The organism is Streptomyces sp. NPDC053432 (genome assembly GCF_055585365.1).
Genome location: NZ_JBVJKF010000018.1, coordinates 146,715 through 169,800 on the forward strand (window position 1 = coordinate 146,715; position 23,086 = coordinate 169,800).

23 protein-coding genes and 1 tRNA gene are annotated in these 23,086 nt (G+C 71.6%); 14 read left to right on the top strand and 10 right to left on the bottom strand.

Annotated features, from left to right (window positions below; translation table 11 throughout):
- The first annotated feature begins 70 nt into the window (after positions 1-70).
- The 4 genes from ACZ6Y1_RS27055 to ACZ6Y1_RS27070 all read left to right on the top strand — a co-directional run bounded on the left by ACZ6Y1_RS27055 (position 71) and on the right by ACZ6Y1_RS27070 (position 2,480).
- Positions 71-646, top strand: coding sequence for a Dps family protein (locus ACZ6Y1_RS27055; protein ID WP_469634986.1), 576 nt, complete (start codon positions 71-73; stop codon positions 644-646).
- A 54-nt stretch (positions 647-700) separates the two neighbouring features.
- Entirely contained in the window at positions 701-862 is a 162-nt protein-coding gene (locus tag ACZ6Y1_RS27060) for a hydrophobic protein (RefSeq protein ID WP_469634989.1), read from the top strand.
- Between the two features lie 86 nt (positions 863-948).
- The gene (locus ACZ6Y1_RS27065) at positions 949-1,317 is read left to right on the top strand and encodes a PRC-barrel domain-containing protein (protein ID WP_469634994.1); all 369 of its coding nucleotides are present in this window, start codon (positions 949-951) and stop codon (positions 1,315-1,317) included.
- A gap of 287 nt (positions 1,318-1,604) precedes the next feature.
- On the top strand, positions 1,605-2,480 hold the full coding sequence (locus tag ACZ6Y1_RS27070; protein WP_469634998.1) for a patatin-like phospholipase family protein: 876 nt from the start codon (positions 1,605-1,607) through the stop codon (positions 2,478-2,480).
- 710 nt (positions 2,481-3,190) lie between these two features.
- On the opposite strand, the gene ACZ6Y1_RS27075 is transcribed toward ACZ6Y1_RS27070, so the two are convergent.
- On the bottom strand, positions 3,191-3,553 hold the full coding sequence (locus ACZ6Y1_RS27075) for a PRC-barrel domain-containing protein (protein WP_469635002.1): 363 nt from the start codon (positions 3,551-3,553) through the stop codon (positions 3,191-3,193).
- A 420-nt stretch (positions 3,554-3,973) separates the two neighbouring features.
- On the opposite strand from ACZ6Y1_RS27075, the gene ACZ6Y1_RS27080 reads away from it, so the two are divergent.
- The 3 genes from ACZ6Y1_RS27080 (at position 3,974) to ACZ6Y1_RS27090 (ending at position 6,623) form a co-directional block, all read left to right on the top strand.
- Positions 3,974-4,312, top strand: coding sequence for a hypothetical protein (locus ACZ6Y1_RS27080; RefSeq protein ID WP_469635006.1), 339 nt, complete (start codon positions 3,974-3,976; stop codon positions 4,310-4,312).
- 191 nt (positions 4,313-4,503) lie between these two features.
- The gene (locus ACZ6Y1_RS27085; protein WP_469635108.1) at positions 4,504-4,866 is read left to right on the top strand and encodes a MarR family winged helix-turn-helix transcriptional regulator; all 363 of its coding nucleotides are present in this window, start codon (positions 4,504-4,506) and stop codon (positions 4,864-4,866) included.
- 80 nt (positions 4,867-4,946) lie between these two features.
- On the top strand, positions 4,947-6,623 hold the full coding sequence (locus ACZ6Y1_RS27090; RefSeq protein ID WP_469635009.1) for an MFS transporter: 1,677 nt from the start codon (positions 4,947-4,949) through the stop codon (positions 6,621-6,623).
- Positions 6,624-7,048: 425 nt separating this feature from the next.
- Here ACZ6Y1_RS27090 and ACZ6Y1_RS27095 read toward each other — a convergent pair whose 3' ends face one another.
- Positions 7,049-8,524 carry an alpha/beta hydrolase family protein gene (locus ACZ6Y1_RS27095; RefSeq protein ID WP_469635010.1) on the bottom strand — a complete coding sequence of 492 codons (1,476 nt, stop codon included), beginning with the start codon at positions 8,522-8,524 and terminating at the stop codon, positions 7,049-7,051.
- A gap of 294 nt (positions 8,525-8,818) precedes the next feature.
- On the opposite strand from ACZ6Y1_RS27095, the gene ACZ6Y1_RS27100 reads away from it, so the two are divergent.
- The 4 genes from ACZ6Y1_RS27100 (at position 8,819) to ACZ6Y1_RS27115 (ending at position 11,783) form a co-directional block, all read left to right on the top strand.
- Positions 8,819-9,973: a sensor histidine kinase gene (locus ACZ6Y1_RS27100; RefSeq protein WP_469635012.1), complete on the top strand. Its 1,155-nt coding sequence runs from the start codon at positions 8,819-8,821 to the stop codon at positions 9,971-9,973.
- A complete protein-coding gene (locus ACZ6Y1_RS27105; protein WP_469635014.1) occupies positions 9,970-10,638 on the top strand; it encodes a response regulator in 669 nt (222 codons plus the stop codon). Before ACZ6Y1_RS27100 ends, ACZ6Y1_RS27105 begins: the two co-directional genes overlap by 4 nt.
- A gap of 159 nt (positions 10,639-10,797) precedes the next feature.
- Positions 10,798-11,580 (top strand): TSUP family transporter, encoded by a 783-nt coding sequence (locus ACZ6Y1_RS27110; RefSeq protein WP_469635017.1) that lies wholly within the window; start codon positions 10,798-10,800, stop codon positions 11,578-11,580.
- A gap of 83 nt (positions 11,581-11,663) precedes the next feature.
- Positions 11,664-11,783, top strand: a tRNA-OTHER gene (locus ACZ6Y1_RS27115).
- 167 nt (positions 11,784-11,950) lie between these two features.
- Here the strand turns inward: ACZ6Y1_RS27115 and ACZ6Y1_RS27120 are convergent.
- On the bottom strand, positions 11,951-12,091 hold the full coding sequence (locus tag ACZ6Y1_RS27120) for a hypothetical protein (RefSeq protein ID WP_469635024.1): 141 nt from the start codon (positions 12,089-12,091) through the stop codon (positions 11,951-11,953).
- Positions 12,092-12,175: 84 nt separating this feature from the next.
- Here ACZ6Y1_RS27120 and ACZ6Y1_RS27125 point away from each other — a divergent pair, with 84 nt between their 5' ends.
- Entirely contained in the window at positions 12,176-12,421 is a 246-nt protein-coding gene (locus ACZ6Y1_RS27125; RefSeq protein ID WP_469635028.1) for a hypothetical protein, read from the top strand.
- A 656-nt stretch (positions 12,422-13,077) separates the two neighbouring features.
- Here the strand turns inward: ACZ6Y1_RS27125 and ACZ6Y1_RS27130 are convergent.
- The 6 genes from ACZ6Y1_RS27130 to ACZ6Y1_RS27155 all read right to left on the bottom strand — a co-directional run bounded on the left by ACZ6Y1_RS27130 (position 13,078) and on the right by ACZ6Y1_RS27155 (position 19,245).
- Positions 13,078-13,944, bottom strand: a complete 867-nt coding sequence (locus ACZ6Y1_RS27130; RefSeq protein WP_469635033.1) for a MurR/RpiR family transcriptional regulator — start codon at positions 13,942-13,944, stop codon at positions 13,078-13,080.
- A 97-nt stretch (positions 13,945-14,041) separates the two neighbouring features.
- Positions 14,042-15,328: a cyanophycinase gene (locus tag ACZ6Y1_RS27135; protein WP_469635039.1), complete on the bottom strand. Its 1,287-nt coding sequence runs from the start codon at positions 15,326-15,328 to the stop codon at positions 14,042-14,044.
- A gap of 11 nt (positions 15,329-15,339) precedes the next feature.
- Positions 15,340-16,554 (bottom strand): M20/M25/M40 family metallo-hydrolase, encoded by a 1,215-nt coding sequence (locus ACZ6Y1_RS27140; RefSeq protein WP_469635042.1) that lies wholly within the window; start codon positions 16,552-16,554, stop codon positions 15,340-15,342.
- Positions 16,551-17,303 (bottom strand): amino acid ABC transporter ATP-binding protein, encoded by a 753-nt coding sequence (locus tag ACZ6Y1_RS27145; protein WP_469635112.1) that lies wholly within the window; start codon positions 17,301-17,303, stop codon positions 16,551-16,553. The genes ACZ6Y1_RS27140 and ACZ6Y1_RS27145 overlap by 4 nt, the downstream gene beginning before the upstream one ends.
- 8 nt (positions 17,304-17,311) lie before the next feature.
- Complete coding sequence (locus ACZ6Y1_RS27150; protein WP_469635045.1) at positions 17,312-18,244, bottom strand: amino acid ABC transporter permease; 933 nt, start codon at positions 18,242-18,244, stop codon at positions 17,312-17,314.
- A gap of 35 nt (positions 18,245-18,279) precedes the next feature.
- Positions 18,280-19,245 carry an ABC transporter substrate-binding protein gene (locus tag ACZ6Y1_RS27155; RefSeq protein WP_469635048.1) on the bottom strand — a complete coding sequence of 322 codons (966 nt, stop codon included), beginning with the start codon at positions 19,243-19,245 and terminating at the stop codon, positions 18,280-18,282.
- Between the two features lie 317 nt (positions 19,246-19,562).
- On the opposite strand from ACZ6Y1_RS27155, the gene ACZ6Y1_RS27160 reads away from it, so the two are divergent.
- Both ACZ6Y1_RS27160 and ACZ6Y1_RS27165 read left to right on the top strand, forming a co-directional pair.
- Positions 19,563-20,978 carry a pre-peptidase C-terminal domain-containing protein gene (locus tag ACZ6Y1_RS27160; RefSeq protein WP_469635051.1) on the top strand — a complete coding sequence of 472 codons (1,416 nt, stop codon included), beginning with the start codon at positions 19,563-19,565 and terminating at the stop codon, positions 20,976-20,978.
- Between the two features lie 242 nt (positions 20,979-21,220).
- Positions 21,221-22,333 carry an MBL fold metallo-hydrolase gene (locus ACZ6Y1_RS27165; RefSeq protein ID WP_469635055.1) on the top strand — a complete coding sequence of 371 codons (1,113 nt, stop codon included), beginning with the start codon at positions 21,221-21,223 and terminating at the stop codon, positions 22,331-22,333.
- A gap of 275 nt (positions 22,334-22,608) precedes the next feature.
- Here the strand turns inward: ACZ6Y1_RS27165 and ACZ6Y1_RS27170 are convergent, their stop codons facing one another.
- Positions 22,609-23,004: a hypothetical protein gene (locus tag ACZ6Y1_RS27170; protein ID WP_469635057.1), complete on the bottom strand. Its 396-nt coding sequence runs from the start codon at positions 23,002-23,004 to the stop codon at positions 22,609-22,611.
- Between the last annotated feature and the right edge of the window lie 82 nt (positions 23,005-23,086).

Genomic DNA, 23,086 nt, shown 5'->3' on the forward strand with positions numbered 1-23,086 from the left:
AGGCATGGCTCGCGACGGGCGGGGCAGGCGAGCAGCCACCGCACGACATGCTCGCCTTGAGGAGTTGAACATGAACGAACAGCAGCAGGCTGCCCCGTACACCGTGCCCGGCCTGGACCGGGAGGAGGCGCGGAAGGTCGTGGACCTCCTGCAGGCGCGGCTGCACGCCCTCAACGATCTGCACCTGACCCTGAAGCACGTGCACTGGAACGTCGTGGGCCCGCACTTCATCGCCGTCCACGAGATGCTGGACCCGCAGGTGGAGGCGGTCCGGGAGATGGCAGACACCACCGCCGAACGCATCGCGGCGCTCGGCGGCGTTCCGGTCGGCACTCCGGGCGCCATCGTCGCCGGGCGTACGTGGGACGACTACGGCGTGGGGCGCGCGGACGCCGTCGCGCACCTGGGGGCCGTGGACCTGGTCTACACGGGGCTGATCGAGGACCACCGGCGGGCCATGAAGGCCACCGACGAGCTCGACCTCGTCACCCAGGACATGCTCATCGGTCAGCTGGCACGGCTGGAGCAGTTCCAGTGGTTCGTGCGCGCGCACCTGGAGTCCGGCGGGGGCCGTCTGAGCACCGAGGGCGCGCACACCCTCCAGGAGGCGGCGGGCCGGGCCTCCGGCGGCCCGGACATCTCCTGATTCGAGTGTGCCGAAAGAAGTTCCGGGCATTCGATTCCACGGAGGTCGATATTCATGGTTCCCCTTCTTCTTGTTCTCCTGCTGATCCTGATCCTCGCCGGTGCGGGATTCGCGCTGAAGATCCTGTGGTGGGTCGCGATCGCGGTCCTGGTCGTGTGGCTGCTCGGTTTCGTGGCCCGGCCGAAGACCGGCGGCGGACGCTGGTACCGCTGGTAGCGCAGGACTGAGAAAGAGAATGCCGGGCGGCCCCGTGCCTGCCCGCCCCGCCCCACCCCCGGGCAATTCGAGGAGTTGTTTTTCGCGTGACTGAGAACGTGTGGGCTTACAAGCCGACGGCCGGCCGTCTGACGGCCACGGACCTGACGGGCTACCGGGTCGAGGCAATCGATGGCGGCATCGGGAAGGTCGACAAGCACTCCGACGAGGCCGGTGACGCCTACCTGGTCGTCGACACCGGTGTGTGGATCTTCGGCAAGGAGGTGCTGCTGCCCGCGAGCACGGTGATCCGGATCGACGAGGTCGAGGAGCGGGTCCACGTCGACCGCACCAAGAGCCAGATCAAGGACGCACCGGAGTTCCACCGGGACCAGCACCTCGACGACGCCGTCTACCGGGAGGAACTGGCCGCCCATTACGGCACCGTCGCCCCCTTCGGCGGCCGGCCCGCCTGACGGTCGCGCCGGCGACGTCCCGGCCCTGCCCCGGCACTCACCCGAAGTGCCGGGGCAGGGCCGCGCCGCAACCCGGGCCGGGGCGGCGACGTCCCGGCTGTGCGTACGCGCGTCTGCCCCGACGGCGTACGCCACCCTGGGCGCCAAGTGTGGGAAGCCGTTGCGCTGCTGATGCGTTGAGCGCAGGGAGGAGGCGGGGCCGATGACGCACCGGCAGCTCGTCAGCGGCCCGCGCCGACAGGGCTGTGCCAGTATCCGGCACAAGGCTTCGACGACGGGGGAAAGTTATGGAGAACGACAGCAAGCAGGACATCGGCCAGGCGCTGGTCCTCGGGCCCGGCGGGCGTCTGGGCACCGCATGGACGGCCGGACTGGCAGCGGGGCTACGCGATGCCGGGCTGGACCTGGGCGAGGCAGACCTCATCGTGGGGACCTCAGCCGGGGCGATCGTCGGCGCGGTCCTCGCCACTGGCCAGGATCCGAGCCGGCTCGCCACCCTCCCGGCCCGGCCCCCCGCCGATGCCCCGTCCGCGCCGCGCCGCCCCGATCCGGCCGTGATGGGCGCGGTGTTCGCCGTGCTCGGGGACCCGGCCCTGGACCCGGCCGAAGCCCGTCGCCGGGTGGGCCGCATCGCCCTGGAGACGGTGGACGCGGCAGCCGAGAATCGCGCCATCGCCCAGCGCGCGGCACTGATCACCGCCGAGGCCTGGCCGAGGCGTCCTCTGCTGATCCCGGCCGTCGACGCCGAAACGGGCGAGCCGATCGTGTGGGACGCCGCCGCAGGCGTCGAACTGGTGCGCGCGGTCGCCGCGTCCAGCGCCTTCCCCGGGATCGATCCGCCCGTCGCCGTTGACGGCCGCCGCTACCTGGACGGTGCCCTGCGAGACGGCATCAACATCGACCTGGCGGCCGGCGCCCGCAGCGTGGTGGTCATCGACCCGCTCGCCCACCGCCATCCCCGCCCTGCGACAGAGGGCGCCCACTTCGTGACGCCTGATGCGGCCATGGTGCGCCTGCTGGATTCCGGGCGGGACGACCGTGAAGCGTGGGCAGCGGCCTTCCAGTCCGGTGAGACCCAGGCCCGCGCGGCGGCCGAGGAACTACGCGCCCACTGGCGGCCCGCCGCGGGGTGCTCTGCAGCTTCGACCTTCCCGAGTCGGTGAGCAACGGCGCACCTTCGACGGCTCTTCCACAACGGGTGCCCTCCCCACGAAGGACGACATGGCCGCCTTCCTCGGCACGACACTCCTGGATCCCGAGCAGTACCCGGCGGCAGAGCTCATCGCGCTCTGCCGGACCACGGGCGATCACGAAGTCCAAACGGTGGCCCGTGCTGCGGACCCGAGAGAAACGGGGGGCGGTCGAGCCGGGCCGCTGGGCCTTCACCCAGACGAAGAAGGCCAAGATCAGCCGGCGGCCGGGAGGACCGGTACGCAGAGGAGCCCGGGGCCCCTCGCCTGAAGCCCCTCCCGCCCACCTCATGACGCTGCCTCAAGCAGTCCGGCCAATGGCGAGCCCGGCGATCACAAGTACGAAGCCGAGAGAGCACACGATGCGCTGTCGGCGGGACCACGTGTCCCACCCGCGCTGCGCCTTGCTCCCCACCAAGATTCCGACCCCGCCAATGATGAATACGCTCAATCCCAACCAGGCCATGTAGGCATCCGACGCGCCAAGACGCGCACTCGTCAAGGGATTTACGCGGAGAACCACACTGCTCTGCGCAGGCCCCCGTCGCCGTCCCTCCGAGTTGGCCGACGTCCCGAGACCGATCCGCGGTGGCCTCGGCGAGGGCGCCGTACCGGGGCAAAGGCGGAGGGGCGGGCCGTCCTCGTGGGCGGCCCGCCCCTCCTCGCGCGCGGTGCGGTCGATGTCACTGCTGCTGGCGGCGTACCGTGTCGCCCCAGTAGCCGCCGACCTCACGGTGGTAGGCGGTGTCACCGAGGTGTTCCTCCCGGACGAAGTCCGGGGCATCCTTGATCTGTTCCTTGGTCCGGTCGACGTAGACCTTCTCCTCCGTGGTGTCGACACGGGTGATCGTGCCGGCAGGCAGGAGCACTTCCCTGCCGAAGATCCAGGGGCCGGTGTCGACGACGATCCAGGAGGCGTCGGTCTCGTACGAGTGCTTGTCGACCTTGCCGATGGTGCCGTCGAGGGCTTCCACCTTGTAGCCGGTGAGGTCCCTGTCCTCGAAGTGCGCGACGGTCAGGTGGTAGGCCCAGATGTTGTCGTTCACGGGTGCGGGTTCCCTTCGCGGTGGTGGTCGGTGTGCGGACGCCCGGGCCGATCGGGCCGACCGGGGCCTTTCAGCCGCGCAGCCGGACAACACGGTCGGGCGGAAGCGCAGTTGCCGTGGGGATCGCGCCGGATCCGGCGGGACGGCTGAGCGGCTTGCGCCCGGGGGTGGGTCGCCATGCGGCTCGCCTGCCCCGGATCGGCGGATCGATGCACGCCGGTTCCAGGGGCCCGTGGGCGGCACGGGGGAGTGGGTGCGGCGAGGGAGGTACTCGCCCATGCAGCCGACGAAGCGTCGAGCAAGGGCGAAGGACGCTGCGTCATTGTTCTCGAGTCCGACGGTTCGCTGTCTGTCCGGGATGACGGACGGGGCACCGACACCCGTGCGGACGAGCACGGCCGGAGCGTGAAGAAGCCGGTCATGGCGACGAAGGATCTCAGGTACTTCGATCTCCCACAGGTCGAAGTGCTGCCTGACGGCCGTCCTCGGCGCGGGATGTCCGTGGTCGCGGCGCTCAGCGAGTGGCTCGTCCGTACCAATCGGCGCCTCAACGGGGCCTGGACCCAGCGCTACGAACACGGCGTGCCGGTCACCGATCTCGTGCCCGTCGAGGGCGTCGGCACGACCTGGACACTGGTCCGGTTCAAGCCGGACAGGTCGTTGGGTTCGGTGACCGTGCCGGAGCCCAGAGCTCTTTCGCGCCTGGCCACCGCCTGGCCGCATCTGGAGGTTCAGGTCGATGACCGGCGCTGTCACTGACGCGATCGGCCGTTGACGAGCGGCCTCACATGTCAGGTCTGCTGTCAGGCGGCCATTTCCATAGACTCTGAATATAAAAGGGCTATGCTTCGAGCGTGAGTCGTCAAGACACCGCTCCTGGCGCGTCCGGCGCCATCGGGGCTGCCCTCTACGGCCTGGCCACCAGGGCCGCGAGACGCCTGCCCCGGGACATGAGCCTGACGTCCGCCGCCACCCTGGCCACCCTGGAACGGACCGGCCCGCGGCGCATCACCGATCTGGCCGCGGTCGAGGGCGTCACCCAGCCCGCCATGACCGCCCTGGTCCGGGTGATCGAGGAGTCCGGCCTGGTCGAGCGGCGGGGCGACGCGTCCGACAAGCGGGTCACGCTGGTGTGCCTGACCGAGGCCGGCGCCTCCTACGTCCGCACGCGGCGCCAGGCCGGCGTCCACGCGTTCGAGCGGTTGATCGGCGAGCTCACCGGCGACGAGGTCGAGGCGCTGGTGGCGGCCCTTCCGGCGCTGCGGCATCTGGCAGAGCTCGAAAGCCAGGACCGCGAAAGGCCGAAGCAGTGACCGGGCAGCCGGTCGGCGGGGCAGCCGTGGAGGCGTTACCGGTAACGCGTTCCGAGAAGCGGCTACTGGTCCCTGCCCTGATGTTCATCGCTCTGGTCGTGGCGGCGGTCGCCAGCCTCGGGACGCCGCTCATCACCAGCGTGGCGACCTCGTTCCACGTCTCGCTCGGCAGCGCGCAGTGGACACTGACCGTCGCGCTGCTCAGCGGCGCCGTCGCCACGCCGGTCCTGGGCCGGCTCGGAGCCGGCCCGCACCGGCGGGCCACGATCCTCGCCACCCTCGCGGTCGTCGTCGCCGGCAGCGCGCTCACCGTGCTGCCGCTGCCGTTCGTGTGGCTGCTGGCCGGCAGGGCGGCCCAGGGCGTCGGACTCGGGCTGACGGCGCTGCTGACGGGCGTGGCCCGGGACCACCTTCCCGAGGAGCGCGGCGCGGCCGTGATCGCCCTGATCTCGGTGGTCTCGATCATCGGGGCCGGAGTCGGCTACCCGCTGGCCGCACTGCTCGCCGAGCTCGGCGGGGTGCGGGCCGCCTACGGCCTCGGCCTGGTCGTCACCGCCGCCGCCCTCCTGACCGCGTGGCGCACCATACCCGAAGCCCCCGAAGGCCGCTCCGCCCGCGTGGACGTGGCCGGCGCGGCCGTCCTGGCCGCCGCGCTGCTCCTGGTGCTGTTCCTCGCCGGGGAACGGAATCTGTGGAGCCGGCACCTCGCCGTGGCGGCGGGCCTGGCCGTCGTCGCGGTGGTGCTGCTCCGGGTCTGGGCCGCCATCGAGCTGCGCAGCACGACGCCCCTGGTCGACGTGCGGGCGGTGCGGCACCCGGCGGTCGCCGGGGCGAACCTCGCCATGTTCGTCGGCGGGATCGGCATGTACCTGCTCCTCACGCTCATCACCCGGTACGCGCAGACGCCGCACGGCGCCGGCTACGGCTTCGGGCTGACGACCTTCGTCGCCGGGCTGGTCCTCATCCCGTTCTCGGTGCTGGGATTCGTCGCCGGCAGGCTCACGCCGCGGGTCCGGACGCGGATCGCCGCTCCCCTGCTCCTCGCCGGCAGCGCCGTCGTGGTCGGAGGCGGGTTCGCCCTGTTCGCGGCGGTCCGGTCCGACCCGGCCGAACTGTTCGCGGCCATGGGCGTGCTCGGCTTCGGCGTCGGCGGCTTCTCGGCCGCGATGCCCGGCGCCATCCTGGCCGTCACGCCCAAGAGCGAGACGTCGAGCGCCATGAGCTTCAACTACGTCGTCCGCAGCGTCGGGTACTCCCTGGGCAGCGCCATCGGCGGCCTGATCCTCGCCGCGGGCACCGGCCCCGGCCACCGCTTCCCCGACGACAGCGCCTACACCACCGCGGCGCTGGTCGGCATCGGCGCCATGGCGATCACCACGCTGACAAGCCTCGCCATCGCCCGCCGACGCTCGTCCGAGACCAACCCTCAAGCCAGAAGCACACACGACAACACTGGAGGTTCCATGCCCAAGGGCTACTGGGTCAGCGTCTACCGCAACATTTCAGACCCCGAGAAACTGGCGGCTTACAACAAGCTGGCCGCCGCGGCCGTCCAGGCCGCAGGCGGTCGGACCTTCGTCCGTGGCGGTCGGGTCGAGGCGCATGACGCCGGAATCGCCGAGCGCACCGTCCTGGTCGAGTTCGACAGCTTCGAGCAGGCCGTCGCGGCGCGCGAGAGCGCGGCCTACCAGGAGGCGCTGGTCGCCCTCTCCGACGGCGTCGAGCGCGACTTCCGCATAGTCGAAGGCATCGACTGACCGAGGTCCGGCCGGATCTGCACTTCCGGTCCGCCAGTCCGGACCACTGGAACGTGGGTGCGTCAGGAGCCGGCTCGCAGAGCTTGAGTGAACGAGATGTGCTCCTTCTGGAACGACCCCCTCCGCAGGGGTTGACTGAGGCATGTGCCAGGCGGATCGTAGGGCGCCACAGCCGACCGAACGCTGGAGGTCCCGTGACCGATGAGTACCGCACCAGAGAGCGGACGCTGCCAGTTGGCACCGCTGCGATCCTTGGGGCAGCTGGCATGGACCTGACGGATGCCGAGCTACTCGAGCGGTACCCGCGCGTAGCCGAGATCCTGGCACGTTGGGAGCAAGACGAGCGCGGATGACGCCCGATCAGGGACCATTCCGGGCCGACAGCCTTCCCGGCTCCCCACGGGAAGGCTGTCGCGCAGGGCTCACTACGGGCCCGGGACCGGACCGGGCCGACCCGACGGACCACCTGATGTGACGACCGTGCCGTAGGCCCGGAGGGTGTCGACCGGGTCGCCGGGGTGGCCTCGCAGGGTGGCGTCCAGAAAGGCGAGGGTGGCCCCGGCGACGACGCGCGGACTCTCGGCGCGGCCCAGGGTGCCGACGATCGAGGGCACCGGGGGCAGGTAGAGCGGGCCGTCCATGAAGGTGAGGTGCCCGGCGCGGGGGACCGTGAGCCGGTAGCTGCTCGCGGTGTTGTGCCCGAGGGCCTCGGTGAGCCGGGGCAGATAGCGCGGGTCGGTCCCGGAGGTGATCTCCTGGGTGAGCGCGAGCGCCGGCTGTTCGAGGGCGGGCGCGGTGGGGCCGTGGGGGTAGCCGTCCAGGTCGACGGCGGCGTCGAACCGGCGGTCCTGCCGGGCCGCCTGCAGGGCGGCGGCTCCGCCCAGGGAGTGGCCGGCCACCGCGGCGCGGCCGGTGTCAAGGCGTCCGGTCAGCGGGTCGGGGGTCTCGCCGCGGTCCAGTCGCTCCAGCCGGGTGAGGACGAAGCCGAGGTCGGCGGCCCGGACGGCGGTCCAGCCGGCGGCCAGCTCCTCGTCCCGGTCCCGGTCCCCCGAGGAGGCGGTGGTGGCGCGGATCGTGCGGCCGTCGGCGAGGACGACGACGCCGGAGTCGTACGGGTGGTCCAGGGCGGCGACCAGGTAGCCGTGGCTGGCCAGCTCCTCCGCCCATGCGGTGTTCTGGGACCGTACCCCGCCCGACCCCGGCGAGAAGAGGACGACCGGGAACCGCTCTCCCCCGTCCGCCGGCGGGGCGTCGACGACCGCGTGACTGCGGGCCCTCGGGACGCCGTCGACCAGGAAAGCGGGCAGGTCGGCCCCGCCGGCGAGGGCCTCGGAGACTATCCGCGCCTCGTCCTGCGTGCGTCCCAGGTACTGGGCCCGGGGAACGCCCGCGGGGCTCCTGCGCGCCGGGTACCAGAGCTGGACCACCACCGTGCGCCGGTCGTCCGGATCGGCGGTGAAGCTCTCGGGGCGGAGCGGGTCCGTCCACTGCACCACCCGGGTGCCGACCCCGAAGTCGCCCGTGGGCTCGTGGAAGACGGGCACGGGGAAGGCCCAGGCGGCCACCGGCCCGGTGGCGACCAGGGCGGCGCAGGCCAGCGAGCCCGGCAGGGCCGGCCACCGGCGGGCCCGCCGCGCCGGTCGGCCCGTACGGCGCCGCAACAGGGGCGGGAGGGCGAACGCCGAGGCGACGGCGGCGCCGGCCAGGACCGGCAGCATCTGCCAGCGGACCCCCACGACGCCCAGCACGATCGCCGACGGTACGAGGACCGCCCCGGCCGCGACGGTGCCGGGCCGGCGGTGGGCCGCGGGGAGCCGACGCGCCACCAGCAGTGCGACGGCGCCCAGCAGGACGAGGACTTCGGGAAGGGACAGGGACAGCCCCGGGATGGTTTCGGTCACCCGGTCATGCTCGGCGGCGGGCCCGCGCGGCCGCGTCGGCCCCGCGTCGCCGCCGACTGCGACCGGGGTGGCAACCGGCGCGAGCCGCGGCGCGACCGGGGTGGCAACCGGGCACCCCGGACCGGCGGCCGGCTTGCCACCGCGGGAGGTAGCGGTCTCATCCTGTGGTCGTACGCCGTGCCTGGTGCGTTCCGACGCCGGGATCATGTGCGGCGCGGGCCCGCGGCCTAGGCTGCGGCTGTACGAGGAGGCGGCCCCGGCCGGGCCGCCACGACGGCCGGTCGGCGGAGAGGTGTGACGGTGCGCCACGGGGACCGGGTACCGCGCCTGGTGTGGGACTCGGTGCTGCCGGCGCTGCTCCTGCTCCACGTCGTGACCACCTACCCGGCCCGGGAGCTGCCGGTGGCGGCGGCGCTCACCGCCGCCCTGGCGGTGCCCCTGGTGTGGCGGCGCCGGGCTCCGCTCGCGGTGTTCGCCGCCGTGGTCGCCGCGGCCTTCGTCCAGTGGCTGGCGGACGTCCAACTGGCCGCGGACATCGCCCTGCCGGTGGCCCTGTACACGGCGGCCGCGCACACGGGCCGGCGTGGCACGCTGCTCGCCGCAGCCCTCGTGGAGGGCGGGGCCGTGCTGGCCTGCCTGCGGTGGGCGTCGAACGGCGCCTTCCTGACCCCGTTCGTCGCGCTCTCCGCGACGGTGGTGGCGGCCGCGGTCCTCGGGGTGAACGTGCGCACCGGCCGCGCCTACCTCGCCGCGGTGCAGGAGCGGGCCGAACGGCTGGCGCTGCACCAGGAGCAGCAGGCGCAGTTGGCCGTCGCCGAGGAGCGGGCCCGGATCACCCGCGAGATGCACGACATCGTCACCCACAACCTGTCCGTCATGGTCGCGCTCACCGACGCCGCCCTCTACGCGCAGCACAGGTCCCCGGACCGGGCCACCGCCGCGATGCAGCAGATCTCCGAGACGGGCCGGCAGGCCCTCACCGACATGCGCCGCTCACTGGGCGTCCTGCGGGCCGACGAGCCCGACGCCGAGCGCCACCCGCTGCCCGGCATCGCCCAGCTGGAGGCGCTCGCCGACCAGATGGCCGCCGCCGGGCTGCCGACCGGCCTGCAGGTCCGCGGCCGCCACGCCCATGTGCCGGCCACCGCACAACTCACTGTCTACCGCCTGGTGCAGGAAGCGTTGACCAACACCCTCAAGCACACTCCCACCGGCACCCGCGCCACGGTCCTGGTCGAGTGCTCGGCCGGGAGCGTGGGCGTGGAGGTCACCGACAGCGGGCCCCGGACGGCGCTTGCAGACGCCCCACCGTCCGGTCACGGCCTTCCCGGTATGCGCGAGCGCGCGGCCGCCTACGGGGGGACGCTGCGGGCCGGACCGCTTCCGGGCGGCGGCTGGGGCGTGCGGACCCGGCTCCTGCTGGGCAGCGGCGGGACGGGCGTCGTATGACGATCCGCATCGTGATCGCCGACGACGAGGCGCTGCTCCGGATGGCCTTCGGCACGGTCCTGGAGGCCCAGCCCGACATGGCCCCGGTCGGGGAGGCCGCGGACGGCGCCCAGGCCGTCCGCCTCGCCCGGGAGCTGCGGCCCGACGTCGTACTGATGGACGTCCGGATGCCCGGGACCGACGGGATTGAGGCGACCCGGCAGGTCGTCGAGGTCTCCCCGGGTAGCAAGGTGCTGATCCTGACCACGTTCGACCTGGACGCGTACGCCTTCGCCGCGCTCGGCGCCGGGGCCTCGGGCTTCCTGCTGAAGAACACCCGGCCCGAGGAGCTGCTCGCCGCGATCCGCAACGTCGCGGCGGGCGACGCGGTGCTCTCCCCGCGGATCACCCGGCGCCTGCTGGAGGACTTCCGTCCGCACCTGGCCGAGAGGGGCACCCCCGTCGCCGTCCGCGACGAGCGGCTGGACCGGCTCAGCGCCCGGGAGCGCGAGGTCCTCGTCGAGGTCGGTCGCGGCCTGTCCAACGCCGAGATCGCGGCCGCCCTGTACCTCGCGGAGGCGACCGTGAAGTCCCATCTGGGGCGGATCCTGCTCAAGCTGGAACTCCGCGACCGGATCCAGGCCGTCGTCTTCGCCCACGAGAACCGCCTGGTCCCCCAGGCCTGATGATGAGCGCCGACTCCCGCCCGTCGGCGACGTGGACGGCAGTTGTTCACCGCCTCGGGAGGCGGTTGGATCGGGGCGGGGCCGATGATCACGGGAACGGGAGGCGCCTGATCCGGAGGCTGCTCCGGGTGCCGTTCGGAGAGTGCCGAGGGGGACGTCGTGGAGTGGTCGATGGGGTTGCCCGGATTCGCCGCCGGGCTGCTGATATCCGTCATCACCGCGCCCGTGGGCGTCTCCGGAGCGGTCTTCCTCCTGCCCGTCCAGGTCAGCGTGCTGGGCGTGCCCAGCCCGGCCGTAACACCCACGAACCTGCTGTACAACGTCGTGGCCGGCCCCGGTGCCCTCCTGCGCTACTGGAGGGCCGGACAGCTGGGCGGACCGCTGACCCGACTCCTGATCGCGGGCACCGTACCCGGCGTCGTCATCGGTGCTGTGATCCGCGTCTACGCCGTACCCGGCCCGCGCATCTTCCGCCTCCTCATCGCGGCACTGCTCCTGCCACTCGGCCTGTGGCTGTGGCTGCGGACCGTACGCCCGGCGCCACCCCGCACCTCCCACCGGCCTTCGCCCCGCGCGACGACGTCGCTGGCCCTGGCCGTCGGCGTGGCGGGCGGCATCTACGGAATCGGGGGCGGTTCCCTGCTCGGCCCGATCCTCGTCGGCCGCGGGGCACCGGTCGCCACCGTCGCGCCCGCAGCCCTCGCCTCCACCTTCGTGACCTCCATCGTCGGTGCGACCACCTACGCTCTGCTCTCCCTCGCCGCCACCGGCGACGTCGCCCCCGACTGGCTGCTGGGGCTTTCCTGCGGCGTCGGCGGTCTCCTCGGCGGATACCTCGGCGCCCGCCTCCAGCCGCACCTGCCCGAGACGGCCCTCCGGCTCCTGCTCGGCACCCTCGCCACCGGAATCGGCGCGCTCTACGCGGTCCAGGTCCTGCGCTGACCCCCGGATAATGATTCGTCCCCAGAGGACGGTGTCCCTACGCTTTTCTTCGCAGCGGGAGTGCGCGCACTTCCGCAGGCTGCGGTGCCGTGGCAGAGCGGTCCATTGCGATCGCCGTGGGCGAGGTCCCTCCCACGGCGAGTGACGGAGACGGGGCGGGCCTGCTCCCATCTGTCTCGCGGGTTCAAATCCCGTCGGCACCGCAGCCGACCATTGACGTGCCGCATCCGCTTCCCTGCGGCACTGTGTCCGGCCGGGGCTGTTGCCGTCAGTGCCGGGGTGGGCGGCGCCTGCTCCGGGTGATCCGGCCCGCTTCCGGCATCGGGGACGATCACCGGGCGGCCCGCCCCGATGCCCTTGAGCGGCTTCGCTACGGCGAGCTGGGGGTGTCCACGCCGGCCGGACAGATCCCGCTGACCTGGATCCGGTACGGCAGGCCCCTGCGCCGCCGCAGCTCCCGGGCCGGGGCCAGGCCGATACGGCTGGAGCCGCCGGTGAGCAGGACGGACACCCGAGGCTCGGCGGTTGAGGAGGAGCGGAATGGACAGGCGCAAAGCAAAGCCGCATTACCCATATGAAGCTAGGGAGCGCCGTCATGTCTGACCCGAAGGCTGACAAATCACCGTTGGAACGCGTGACCGGCGAGAACGACGTGACACCCGAGGAGGAGCGGCAGCGCCAAGCGGCCCAGCCCGGCAGTAAGAACCGCATGCAGGACATGGCGCACAAGGTCAAGGACGCCGCGCAGGAAGTCATGGGAACCGGAAAGCGCGAACCGTCCCGCCCCACCCAAGAGGAGCAGGACGTGCTGCGCGAGCTCCACAAGGGATCCGACCGCTGAAACCCTGGGCCGCGGCGGCCACCCGGTCGGCAGACCGCGAGAGCGTCGCGCAGCCCTGCCTGCGGGCCGCGTGGTGGAACAGGGGCCGGCGCATGTGGGTGCAGCCTCAGAGTCAGGGATGGGTCCCCGCCCTCGGCTCGGCGTCGTCGCTGTCCACGTGGGTCAGTACGGGCCCGTACTCGATCGAGCTGCCGGGAACGTTCCGGGGTGCGGCGCCGGGCCGGTCGCCGCCGCCGGGTGAGCCGGCCGGTTCGTGGAGGTCGGGAACATCCGGGCATGGTCGACCGTTCTTCTGTATGTGTGGGTAGGGCGAAGGGGCTGATGTCCCCGGGTCCAACCATCCGCTTGCGGGGAAGATCATCCGACTGAAGCCCCGCAGTACCTTTCGCCGTGAGGCGACCCTCCTCGACCGCCCACACCTTCAAACGCCCGGCCAGCCCTCCCCCCCGGCTGGTCGTGGCCCGCCCCGACTGGCCCTCCCCCCCCCGGGCCGGTCGGGGCTTTTGCCGGCTCGGCTACGCCGGAGCGGCGCCCGGGCCGCGCAACCTGCGGGACGGGACCTGGGGTCTCTTGTTGGACGAGATACGGGCGGGTGATGAACTCGATCAGGTGCCCGGCGGGGTCTTCGAAGGAGCCGGCGCACAGCTTCGAGAGCTCTACACCAACCCTATGCGGTGCGCGACTTCCTCGTTGTGGCGCAGCTGCTGGTGTGCCTGGGGACCGAGGGTGTTGATGATGCCGGCGATGAGTACCTCGATGACGGCGAGGGTGGGAACGAGGCTGTCGTAGGGGGCGGTGGCACCCACCTGGCTCGGCAGGACAACGTCCGCGTGGGCGGTGGCGGGGGAGAGCCAGGGGTCGGTGAACACGACGGTCTTGCCGGCGGCCTCGCGGGTGAGCTGGGCGATGGCGGTCTTGTCGTCCTCGTAGCGCCGGTAGTCGAAGAGCACGACGACGTCCCGGCGGGATAGCTGGGCCAGTGCCGCCGTACGTTCGACGGGCCGGTCGGGCAGGAAGCGGACGTCTTCGCGCAGCTGCATCAGGTGCAGGCCGAGGTACTGGGCCAGCAGGTGGGTGAAGCGGCCTCCGGCGAGGATGATGTGGCGTTTGCGGTCGGCGAGGAGTTCGACTGCGCGCTGGAAGTCGTGCGGGGGGATTTCGGCGAGCGTCTGGGCGAGTGCGGGGGCGAAGGTGGCGTTGCCGTGTTCGAGGAGGCCCGCAGTGCTGGTGGTGTCATGGGAGTGACCCAGGCCTGCGGCTTCGTACAGGGCGACGGGGGAGGCGTTGCGGACGTCGAGTTCGCTGCGGACCGCCGCCTGGAGGTCGGGGAAGCCGCGGTAGCCCATCCGCGCTGCGAAGCGCAGGACGGTGGGGGTGGAGACCGAGGCGCGTTCGGCGATGACGGCGACGGTTTCGAAGACCGCGGACGGGTAGCCGGCCAGCAGTGTTCGGGCGACCTTGCGTTCAGCGGGGCTGAGCGCGCCAAGGCCGGCGCGAATGCTGTCGGCGATGGTGCCGGTCATCGTCGGGTGGTTTCCTTCCGGAGAGGTAGTGCCGTGTTCGCCGAGCCTAGTGCCGGCGCGGCGAACACGGATGTGCGGGCTTGCCGTTGCCTCGGGCTCAGTCCGGGGTGATGGTGAGGGCGAGCGAGGTCAGCGTCGTCGGGTCCGAGGAGCCGGTGGCCCATGCGGTGGTGGCCTGTGTCCGGGTGAGCGTCACGGTGTAGCGCGGATCGGTCTCGAAGGTGGAAGCCGTCGCGGTGCGCTGGGTGCGGCTGGCCGCGAGGGCACGGGCGGTGCCCAGGAGGGAGTAGGGCCGGCCGCTGGTGTTGGCCGGGGAGTAGAAGGCGTCGGTGTTGGGGGGAATCGGGGTGTCGCCCGTCGGGGTGATGGGGTGCTTGCCGGGGGCGGGAAGGGCCTGCCAGGTCTGGGGCAGGTAGCGGTCGCCGTCGGTGAGGTAGGTGTAGCGGGCTCCGTTCAGCGACCAGCCGGCGGTCGTGGTGTGTGCGCGGGCTTGGCGGAGGTCGAGGACGGTCAGGCCGCGGGTGCCCCTGACGGTAGCGGTCTCGGCGGGTGTGCCGGGGCTGTCGATGATGAGGGCGGTGTTCTCTTCGAGGCCGTAGACGCGTGTGTGGCCGGTGTCGGCGGCCAGGCGCAGAGCGCGTCCTTCGCGGCCGGCGGCGCCGGTGTGCGTGTCGAGGAGGCCGGAGCGCAGGAACCCGAAGCCGCCCGCCGGCAGGTAGCCCAGGCGGGCTGGGTCGTCGAAGTAACCGGGGCTGCTCCCGTCGCGCAGGGCCTGGTAGGAGTCGCCTCCGGTGACCATGTCGGCCCCGGCCATGATCTGCGCGCCGGCGGAGGACCCGGCGACGACGGCGCCGGCGGCGAGCTTGGCGCGGATCGTGGCCAGGACCTTGCTGTCGGTGTGCGCGCTGCCGTGAAGGAGGGTGGTGATGTAGCGGTACTGGTCGCCGCCGCCGAAGAAGAAGCCGGTCATGGAGCTGACCTGGGCGACGACCACGTCGGAGTCCGCGTTGGTGAGGTGATCGAGGTCGACGGGTATCCACTGTGCGTCGGCGGCTCCGTGCTGCTTGAACAGGGAGGCGTAATAGGCGCCGTTGCAGGCTGAGTTGCCGCACCGGGCTGGGTCGTCGGCGTTCGGGTCCTGGCTGGCGGGGATGGAGGCGGCGGTCAGGACGCCGATGCGGGCGGCGGCGCCGCCGGCGCGGTTGACGATCTCGCCGTAGACGGCCTTGTTGTCGTCCTTGAGGCCGCCGCCGACCAGGACCAGCGAACCGCCGCGGGTCGGGTTGTGCGCGGGGGAGGCGTGGGCGGTGGGGACGGCGAGGGCGGCCAGCAGCATGGTTGCGGTGGCGGCCAGGAGGCTGCGTCGTGAGCGGGTGCCGGGCATGGGGGCTCCGTTCAGGTGGCGGTGGTGTGGCACAGGCGGGCGATCAGCACGGTGAGGAGGGTGATGCGGTCGGTGATGGTGGTGGTGTCGAGCCATTCCTGGGGGGTGTGGTCGGCGCCGCCGACCGGGCCGAGGCCGTCCAGGACCGGCGTGCCGGTGGCGGCGATGGTGTTGGCGTCGCCGACGCCTCCGGTGCTCGCCGCCCCGAAGGCGAGCCCCAGTTCACGGCCGGCACCGTGGGCGAGGGCCAGCATGCGGCGGTTGCCGCCTGTCGCCTCCATCGGCGGGCACAGGTCCAGCTGCCGCACCGTGGCGGTCGTGCCGAGTACGGGCAGGCGCGCCGCGGTCGCCTCGATGGCGAGGCCGATACGGTCCATGCAGGCGGTGGTGGTCGCCCGGACCTCGATGTGGAGTTCGGCCCGCTCGGGGACGATGTTGGGGCGGCTGCCGGATCGGACGACACCGACGTTGATCGTCGCGTCGTCCTCCTGCTCGTTGAGGGATTGCAGGGCAATGGTCAGATGGGCTGCGGCGAGAGCGGCGTGGGCGCCGCGCTCGGGCTCTATGCCCGCGTGCGCCGCCTTACCCGTGACGGTGACGAGGTACTCGGCAACTCCCTTGCGGGCGATGACCACATCACCGTTCTCGCGGGCGCATTCCAGGGCCAGCGCGAAGTCGGCTTCGGCGGCCAGGGTCCGTGTGAGGGGGGCGCTGCCGGGGGAACCGATCTCCTCGTCGGGAGTGGCGAGGAAGATGATCTCGTCGTAGTCGTCGAATCCCTCCTCGGCGAGGATCTCCAGCGCGCTCAGTCCGGCCAGGAGACCGCCCTTGTCGTCGCTGACACCAGGCCCGTGGGCCAAGGACCCGTTCAGGGTGAAGGGGCGGGCGGCCGCGGTGCCGTCGTCGAAGACGGTGTCCATGTGGCCGGCGAGGAGGATGCGCCGCCCTCCGTCTGCCGCCCTCCTGGCACCCTTCTTCCGGGCGACGAGCGCGCTGCCCAGAGCCCGGCCGCGGTGGCGTCCGGCGGGCACGGTGCGGGTGGTGGCGCCGTAGCGTTCCAGCCGCTCCGTGAACCAGGTGGCGACGCGGTTGATCCCGTCGGGGCTGTAGGAGCCGGAGTCGATGGCCACCAGGGCGGCGAGGTCGGCCAGGTACTCGCTGTGCCGGGCGGCGGCGCGGGCCCGCAGCGCCCGGGTGGACGGCCGCGGGCTGACCGGGGCGGTCACAGGACTTTGGACAGGAACGCGCGGGTCCGCTCCTGCGTCGGATCGGTCAGGACCTGGCGCGGGTCGCCCGCCTCGACGACGACGCCGTCGTCCATGAAAACGGCCGTGTCGGCGACTTCCCGGGCGAAGCCGATCTCGTGGGTGACCACGACCATGGTCATCCCGTCGGCGGCGAGGCGCCGCATGACGTCCAGTACGTCACCCACCAGCTCCGGGTCGAGGGCCGAGGTCGGCTCGTCGAAGAGCATCAGCTTCGGCTTCATCGCCAGCGCGCGGGCGATGGCCACGCGCTGCTGCTGCCCGCCGGACAACTGCGCGGGGTAGTGGCCGGCCCGGTCCGCGAGCCCGACCTGCTCCAGGAGCCGGTGCGCTTCGACCTCGGCGTCGGGCCTCGAGACGCCCGCGACTCTCACAGGCGCCTCGCAGATGTTCTCCAAAGCGGTCATGTGGGGGAAGAGGTTGAAACGCTGGAAGACCATGCCGATGTCGCGCCGGCGCTCGGCGACCTCCCGCTCGCGCAGTTCGTGCAGCTTGCCGCCATGGCGGCGGTAGCCCACGAGGTCGCCGTCGACGGTGAGCGTGCCGCCGTCCACGGTCTCGAGGTGGTTGATGCACCGCAGGAAGGTCGACTTGCCCGAGCCCGAGGGCCCCAGCAGGCAGCAGACCTGACCGCGCTCGACCGTCAGGTCGATGCCCCGCAGCACCCGCAGGCTCCCGTAGTTCTTGTGGACGCCACGTGCCTGGACCATGGGCTTGCTCATCGCCCGGACTCCTTCCTCGTACGGTGGGCCCAGAGGGTGCCCGCGCCGCCGAGCAGCCGCCGGAACGCCGGGGTGCTGTGGCCGCGGGCCGCGCCGCGTCCGTAGCGGCGCTCCAGCCAGGCCTGCGGAATGCTCAGCAGGGAGACGAGGGCCAGGTACCAGCAGCTGGCGACGACCAGCAGGGGGATGACCTGGTAGTTCTGGGCATACACCTCCTGGATGTTGGACATCAGGTCGTGGGCTGCGATCACCGAGACCAGAGCGGTCATCTTGAGCATGTTGATGGTCTCGTTGCCCATGGGCGGGATGATGACTCTCATGGCCTGTGGCAGGACGATCCGCCGCATGGTCAGGGCCGGGCGCATGCCCAGCGAGTGCGCGGCCTCGGCCTGACCGGGATCGACGGACTGGATCCCCGCGCGGACGATCTCGGAGGCGTAGGCGGCTTCGTTCAGACCGAGGGCCAGGAGGGCGGCCACCGCGGGGGTCAGGACGGTGTTGGTGTCCCAGGAGACGAAGGTGATGCCCGTGAACGGGATTCCGATCTTGATCTGGGAGTAAAGGGCTGCGGCGTACCCCCAGAAGATGATCTGCACGAGCAGCGGTGTGCCGCGGAAAGCCCATACGAACAGGGACGACAGGCCGTACAGCACGGGGCTGGACGACAGGCGCATGACGGCGACGACGGTGCCCAGGATCAGCCCCAGGGCCATGGCGGCGGCGGTCAGCCACACGGTGGTGGCCATCCCGTCGAAGATCAGACCGGCCAAGAGGTAGTCGCCGACGACGTCCCAGTGGAGGTTGTCGTTCTTGGCGAGTGACCCGGCCAGGCCGGCCAGTGCGGCCACGGCCGCGACCGCCGCGACCCAGCGCCCGTAGTGACGGACCGGCACCACATCGAGCGCCCCGTCCTGGAACGTGGCGGTCATCGTGGGAGGTGTGCCGGATGCCGTGGTGGTGTCGGTCACTGGGCGCCCGCGTTCTTCGTGGCTTCCTTGACCGCGATCGACGCGACGCCGTACTTGTCGCAGATCCTTGTCAGGGTGCCGTCGGCGACGAGCTGCTGCAGTGCCTTGTGGATCGCCTCGGTCAGCCGCGGCTGCTTCTTGGACACCGCGATGCCGTTGGGGGAGGCCTTGTAGCCGCCCTGGGCCGCGGGGTCTTCGACGGAGTCGAAAGCGCCGCCGTTCTCGGCGGTCTTGGCGGTCCACCCGGCGGCCGGCTTGGTCAGGACATCGGCGACGACCTTGCCCGCGCGCAGGGCGAGCTGGGCGTCGGAGTCCTTGGGGAAGGTCTGGATGTCGATCGGCTGCCTGCCCAGCTCGGCGCAGCGGGACTGGTGGGCCTTGAGGAGGTCGGCCTGGTTGGTGGCGGCCTGCACGCCGGCCGGGTGCCCGCACAGGTCGTCCAAGGTGGTGATCTTGGCCGGATTGCCGTCGGCGACCAGCAGGCCTGAGCCGGACTGGGAGTAGTCGACGAAGTCGACGACCTGCTGGCGCTCCTTGGTGTCGGTGATGGCGGAGATCGCCACGTCGTACTTGCCGGCCTGGAGGGCGGGGATGATGCCGTCGAACTTCTGGGGCGTGAAGGCGAACTTCACCCCGAGCTTGGCGCCCAGCGCCTGGCCGAGGTCGTAGTCCAGGCCCGTCAGCTCGCTCTGCCCCTCTTTGACGAACATCTCGAACGGCGCGTAGGGCACGTCGGTCGCCACCCGTACGGTGCCGGACTTCTTGATCGCCTCGGGCAGCGCGTTGTGCAGGTCCTGGTCGGGCTGGACCCGCACCCCGGCCACGTCGGCGCCGGAGGGGGCGGGGGCTGCGGTTGCGGGTTCACCGTTGCCGCACGCCGACAGAGCAGCGGTCGCGGTGAGCGCGGTGAGCGCGGTGAGCGCCGCAGTCAGGGAGCGGGCGAAGGGTGTACGTGCGTGCATGACTCTCGGACCTCGTTCACAAGGGGAGGGAAGACACAGGAGGACGGCTGCCGTCGGCAAGCCACACCGGAAGTTACAGATGAACGCACGGAATGGCTAGATGTATCGCACGTTACTTCCGTGCAGAGCTCCGACTTCGGGTGGTGGGTCAACCCTTTACACCCGAAAACTCTGCTTCTGTGGCCTCTTGCGCTCGTCAGCAATCGATCTCGGTGTTACATCTGTTCGCGGATCCGGCTGACTTGTATCTTCCACTACTACGTCAGACGCGCTGGATCTCGCGTCGCAGTCCCCACTCACCGATCGAGGGCGCCGCCATGCAACGGACCACCCGCCGACCCCGACTCGCCGCAGCCGCGGCAGCCCTGCTGGTGCTGCCCGGCCTCCTCGTCGCCGCCGCACCCGCCCACGCCGCCGCATCCCGCGTCCGCCTGGGCAACGCGGCAGACATCTCCCGCGCCTCCTGGCAAGGCCCCGCCTACACCATGAACGGCGCCGGCGCGATCGTGCCCGGCTCCATGAGCCGCGCGATCGACGACATCCGCGGCGGCACCGGCAGCCTCGACGTGGTCGTCCTGGCCGGATCGGCCCCCACCAGCGGCAGCAAGACGCCCGAATGCGACACCGTCATGACCCTGCCCGGCGTCAACTCCTGCACCACCTGGACACTGACCGCCACCTCCGACGCGAGCAACACCCAGGTCAACGCGGACGTACGCAACGCGGAGTTCGTGTACTTCGCCGGGGGCGACCAATGCCGCTACACCGCCTGGAAGGGAACCGCCCTCGAAACGTCGGTCGAATCGGTCGTGGCCAAAGGGGGAGGATCGGGCGGCGGCAGCGCCGGGCACCACGTCAACAGCCCGATCGTCTACGACGCCTGCAACGGCAGCGTCACCAGCACCGAAGCCCTCGCCAACCCCTACGACCGCGCCATCAGCCTCACCACCGGCCTGTTCACCTGGAACCACTACGACAACGTCGTCAACGACTCCCACTTCGTCGCCCGCGACCGGATGGGCCGCCTCATGGCCTTCGTCGCCCGCTCCGTCAAGGACGGCCTGACCTCAGCCGGTTCCGCCTGGGGCGTCGGCGTCGAGGAGGGCGGTTCGCTCCACATCGACAGGAACGGGCTGGCCACCGCCTACGGCAGGAACAGCTACGTCGTCCTCGGCGACCACCAGGGCGAACAGGTGGCAGCCCGCCGGCCCCTGACCTACACCGACTACAAGATCTGGAAGCTCACCCCCGGCACCACCTTCGACTTCGCCAGCCGTCCGACCTGCGGGTACTACCTGCGCAGCGTCATCGCCGGAGCCCCCGACCCCGATCTCTACGACGGAACCCCGCAGACCACCTGCACGGCCGCCCACGCCCTCACCGAGACCGAACCCAACGACACCCGTGACAGAGCCGACGACGCCACCACCCTGACCGCACCCGCCGCGCTCACCGGCCGCCTGGCCACCAGCGGCGACCGCGACTACTTCGCAATCCACCTCACGACGGGCCGGCGCGCGAACGTCCAGTGCGACGTACCCGACGACTACGACGCCGACGTGTACCTGCTCGACGCAGGCGGCGGCAGCCTCGCACGGTCCGTCAACGACGGCGCGGGCACCGACGAGGCCCTCACCCATGCCGCAACGACCACCGGCACCTACTACCTCGAAGTCGCCGCCTACGCGGGCTCAGGCTCCGCCGACTACACCTGCGACATCACCACCGCCTGACGCCCGCCAGTCGGGCGACATGCCCGCGGGCGATGGCCGCCCGTCCGCGTACCTTCCTGATCCGCATTGCCGCACGGGCAGGAAAACAGGCTCAGCGTGGCTCATCGATGGAGCGGGGCACAGCACCTAGATTTGCCCCGCCCTTCCAGTCTGCGGCGACCAGCGGGCCGCAGCGAGCCGCTCTGCCGGCAGGAGGGGCTGCCACACCCGTCGATTCGAAGGCACACCTCTGGGGAGAGCCCATGACGACAACTCCTGGCGGGGAGCCCGTTCCTCCCGTCGCTCACGACCCGGCCGGCCGTCGCAGCTTCCTGAAGTACTCGGCGTTCGTGGCGTCGGTGCCCGCGCTGCAAGCCGTACTCGCAAACCCCGCTGCGGCCGCCGCCGCACCGGGCGCTTACGCGCCCGTTCCCCCCACCGCACTCGGCCCGCAGATCCCCGCGAAGGGCTATCTGGTCCAGGAGATCAGCGAGCGGCTGTACTGGCTGACGGACGGCTTCTACCAGATCATGTTCCTGGTGACCGAACGTCACCACCGCAAGGGGCAGCGTGTCATCGTCGTGGACGCTCCGCCGACGCTGGGGGGCAACATCCTCCGCGCGATCGAGGAGGTGGCACCCGGCGCACGCATCAGCCACCTGGTGTACTCCCACTACCACGCGGACCACATCGGCGCGGCCGACAGGCTCCGCGACGCGAGCCTCCCGAACCTGGTGATCATCGCCCACGAGCAGACCACCCACCTGCTGAAGCAGGTTCCCGAATCCAGCCGCCCGCCGATGCCGAACCGCTCCGTCTCCAGCCACTACCGCCTGGAGGTGGGCGACCAGGTCCTGGAGCTCCACTACAAGGGCCCCAACCACACCCCGGACAACCTGTTCGTCTACGCGCCGCGGCAGAAGGTCCTGAACGTCGCCGACATCGTGTACCCCGGCTGGGTCCCGTTCAGGAACCTCGTCGTGTCCACCAACATCCCCGGCTGGATCAACGCCCACAACCAGATCCTGGAGTTCGACTTCAAGACCTACATCGGCGCGCATCTGACCCGCCTGGGTACCCGGCAGGACGTCGAGATCCAGCAGGAGTACCTGCGCGACCTGGAGCACCACGGCAGGAAGGCCATCACCGAATTCGTCGACGTGGGCCCCCTCTTCGCGAAGTACCCGGGCAACGTATGGGCCGTGTTCAAGGAGTACCTCGACATCCTCACCCGGACCACGGCCGACGCCGTCACCCCGGCCTGGATCAGCCGGCTCGGCGGCGCCGACGTCTTCACCTTCGACAACGCCTGGACCATGGTCGAATCCCTCAGGCTCGACCACAAAGTCCTCGGCCCCTTCGACACCCGCCCCTGAGGCCGGTCCCTGCAGGTCCGCACACCGGTGTCCCGCCGAATGCCGCGCCGAGCCAGGCGCGAAGTGCACCCGTGGTCCTGCCCCAGCGTGCGCATGTTCGTGGCGACAGCCTGCTTCAGGAGGGGTATCGGCCGTCCGGGATTCCCGGACTCCAGGTGTGTGGCTGCCAGTTGTGGCGGGTGGCGGGTGGCGGGTGGCGGGTGGCGGCGAGGTGCGGGTGGTCCTCGCCCAGCGCGCGCACGCTCTCGGTGAGGGCCTGAGCCGCAGGACGCGGTTCAGGCGAGGAGGGCAAGGGCGAGGGCGCCGCAGAGGTCGACCACGCCGCACCACTCGGACCAGGCCCGGGGGACCATCCGGCCCGTGTGGTGGTGCGTGAAGTCCCAGACGGCGTGGGCGAGCCAGCCCGCGGCCAGCAGGCGCAGGCCGAGAGTCCCGTCGACCGACAGCGCGGTCAGTGCCACGGCCGTGAAGCCGAGGAGGCCCGCGAGCTGCACGGCCAGGGCCCTCGGCGCGCCCAGCTCACGCCGGAAGACGCCGAAGACCAGGTAACACACGGGCATGGTGATCAGGAGCCCGGCCAGGAAGCCTGGTCCGGGGAGCCCGTCGGCGAAGGTGGCGGCTCCCAGGGCGAGGGCCAGCAGGGTGGGCCACCGGCGGCCGAGTCCGGTCACGGGAGCCCAAACCGCCCGGCCACGCGAGGCGCAGGTGTGGCCGGGCTCGGCCGCGGGATCCATGGCGGGGCCGGGGGGACGG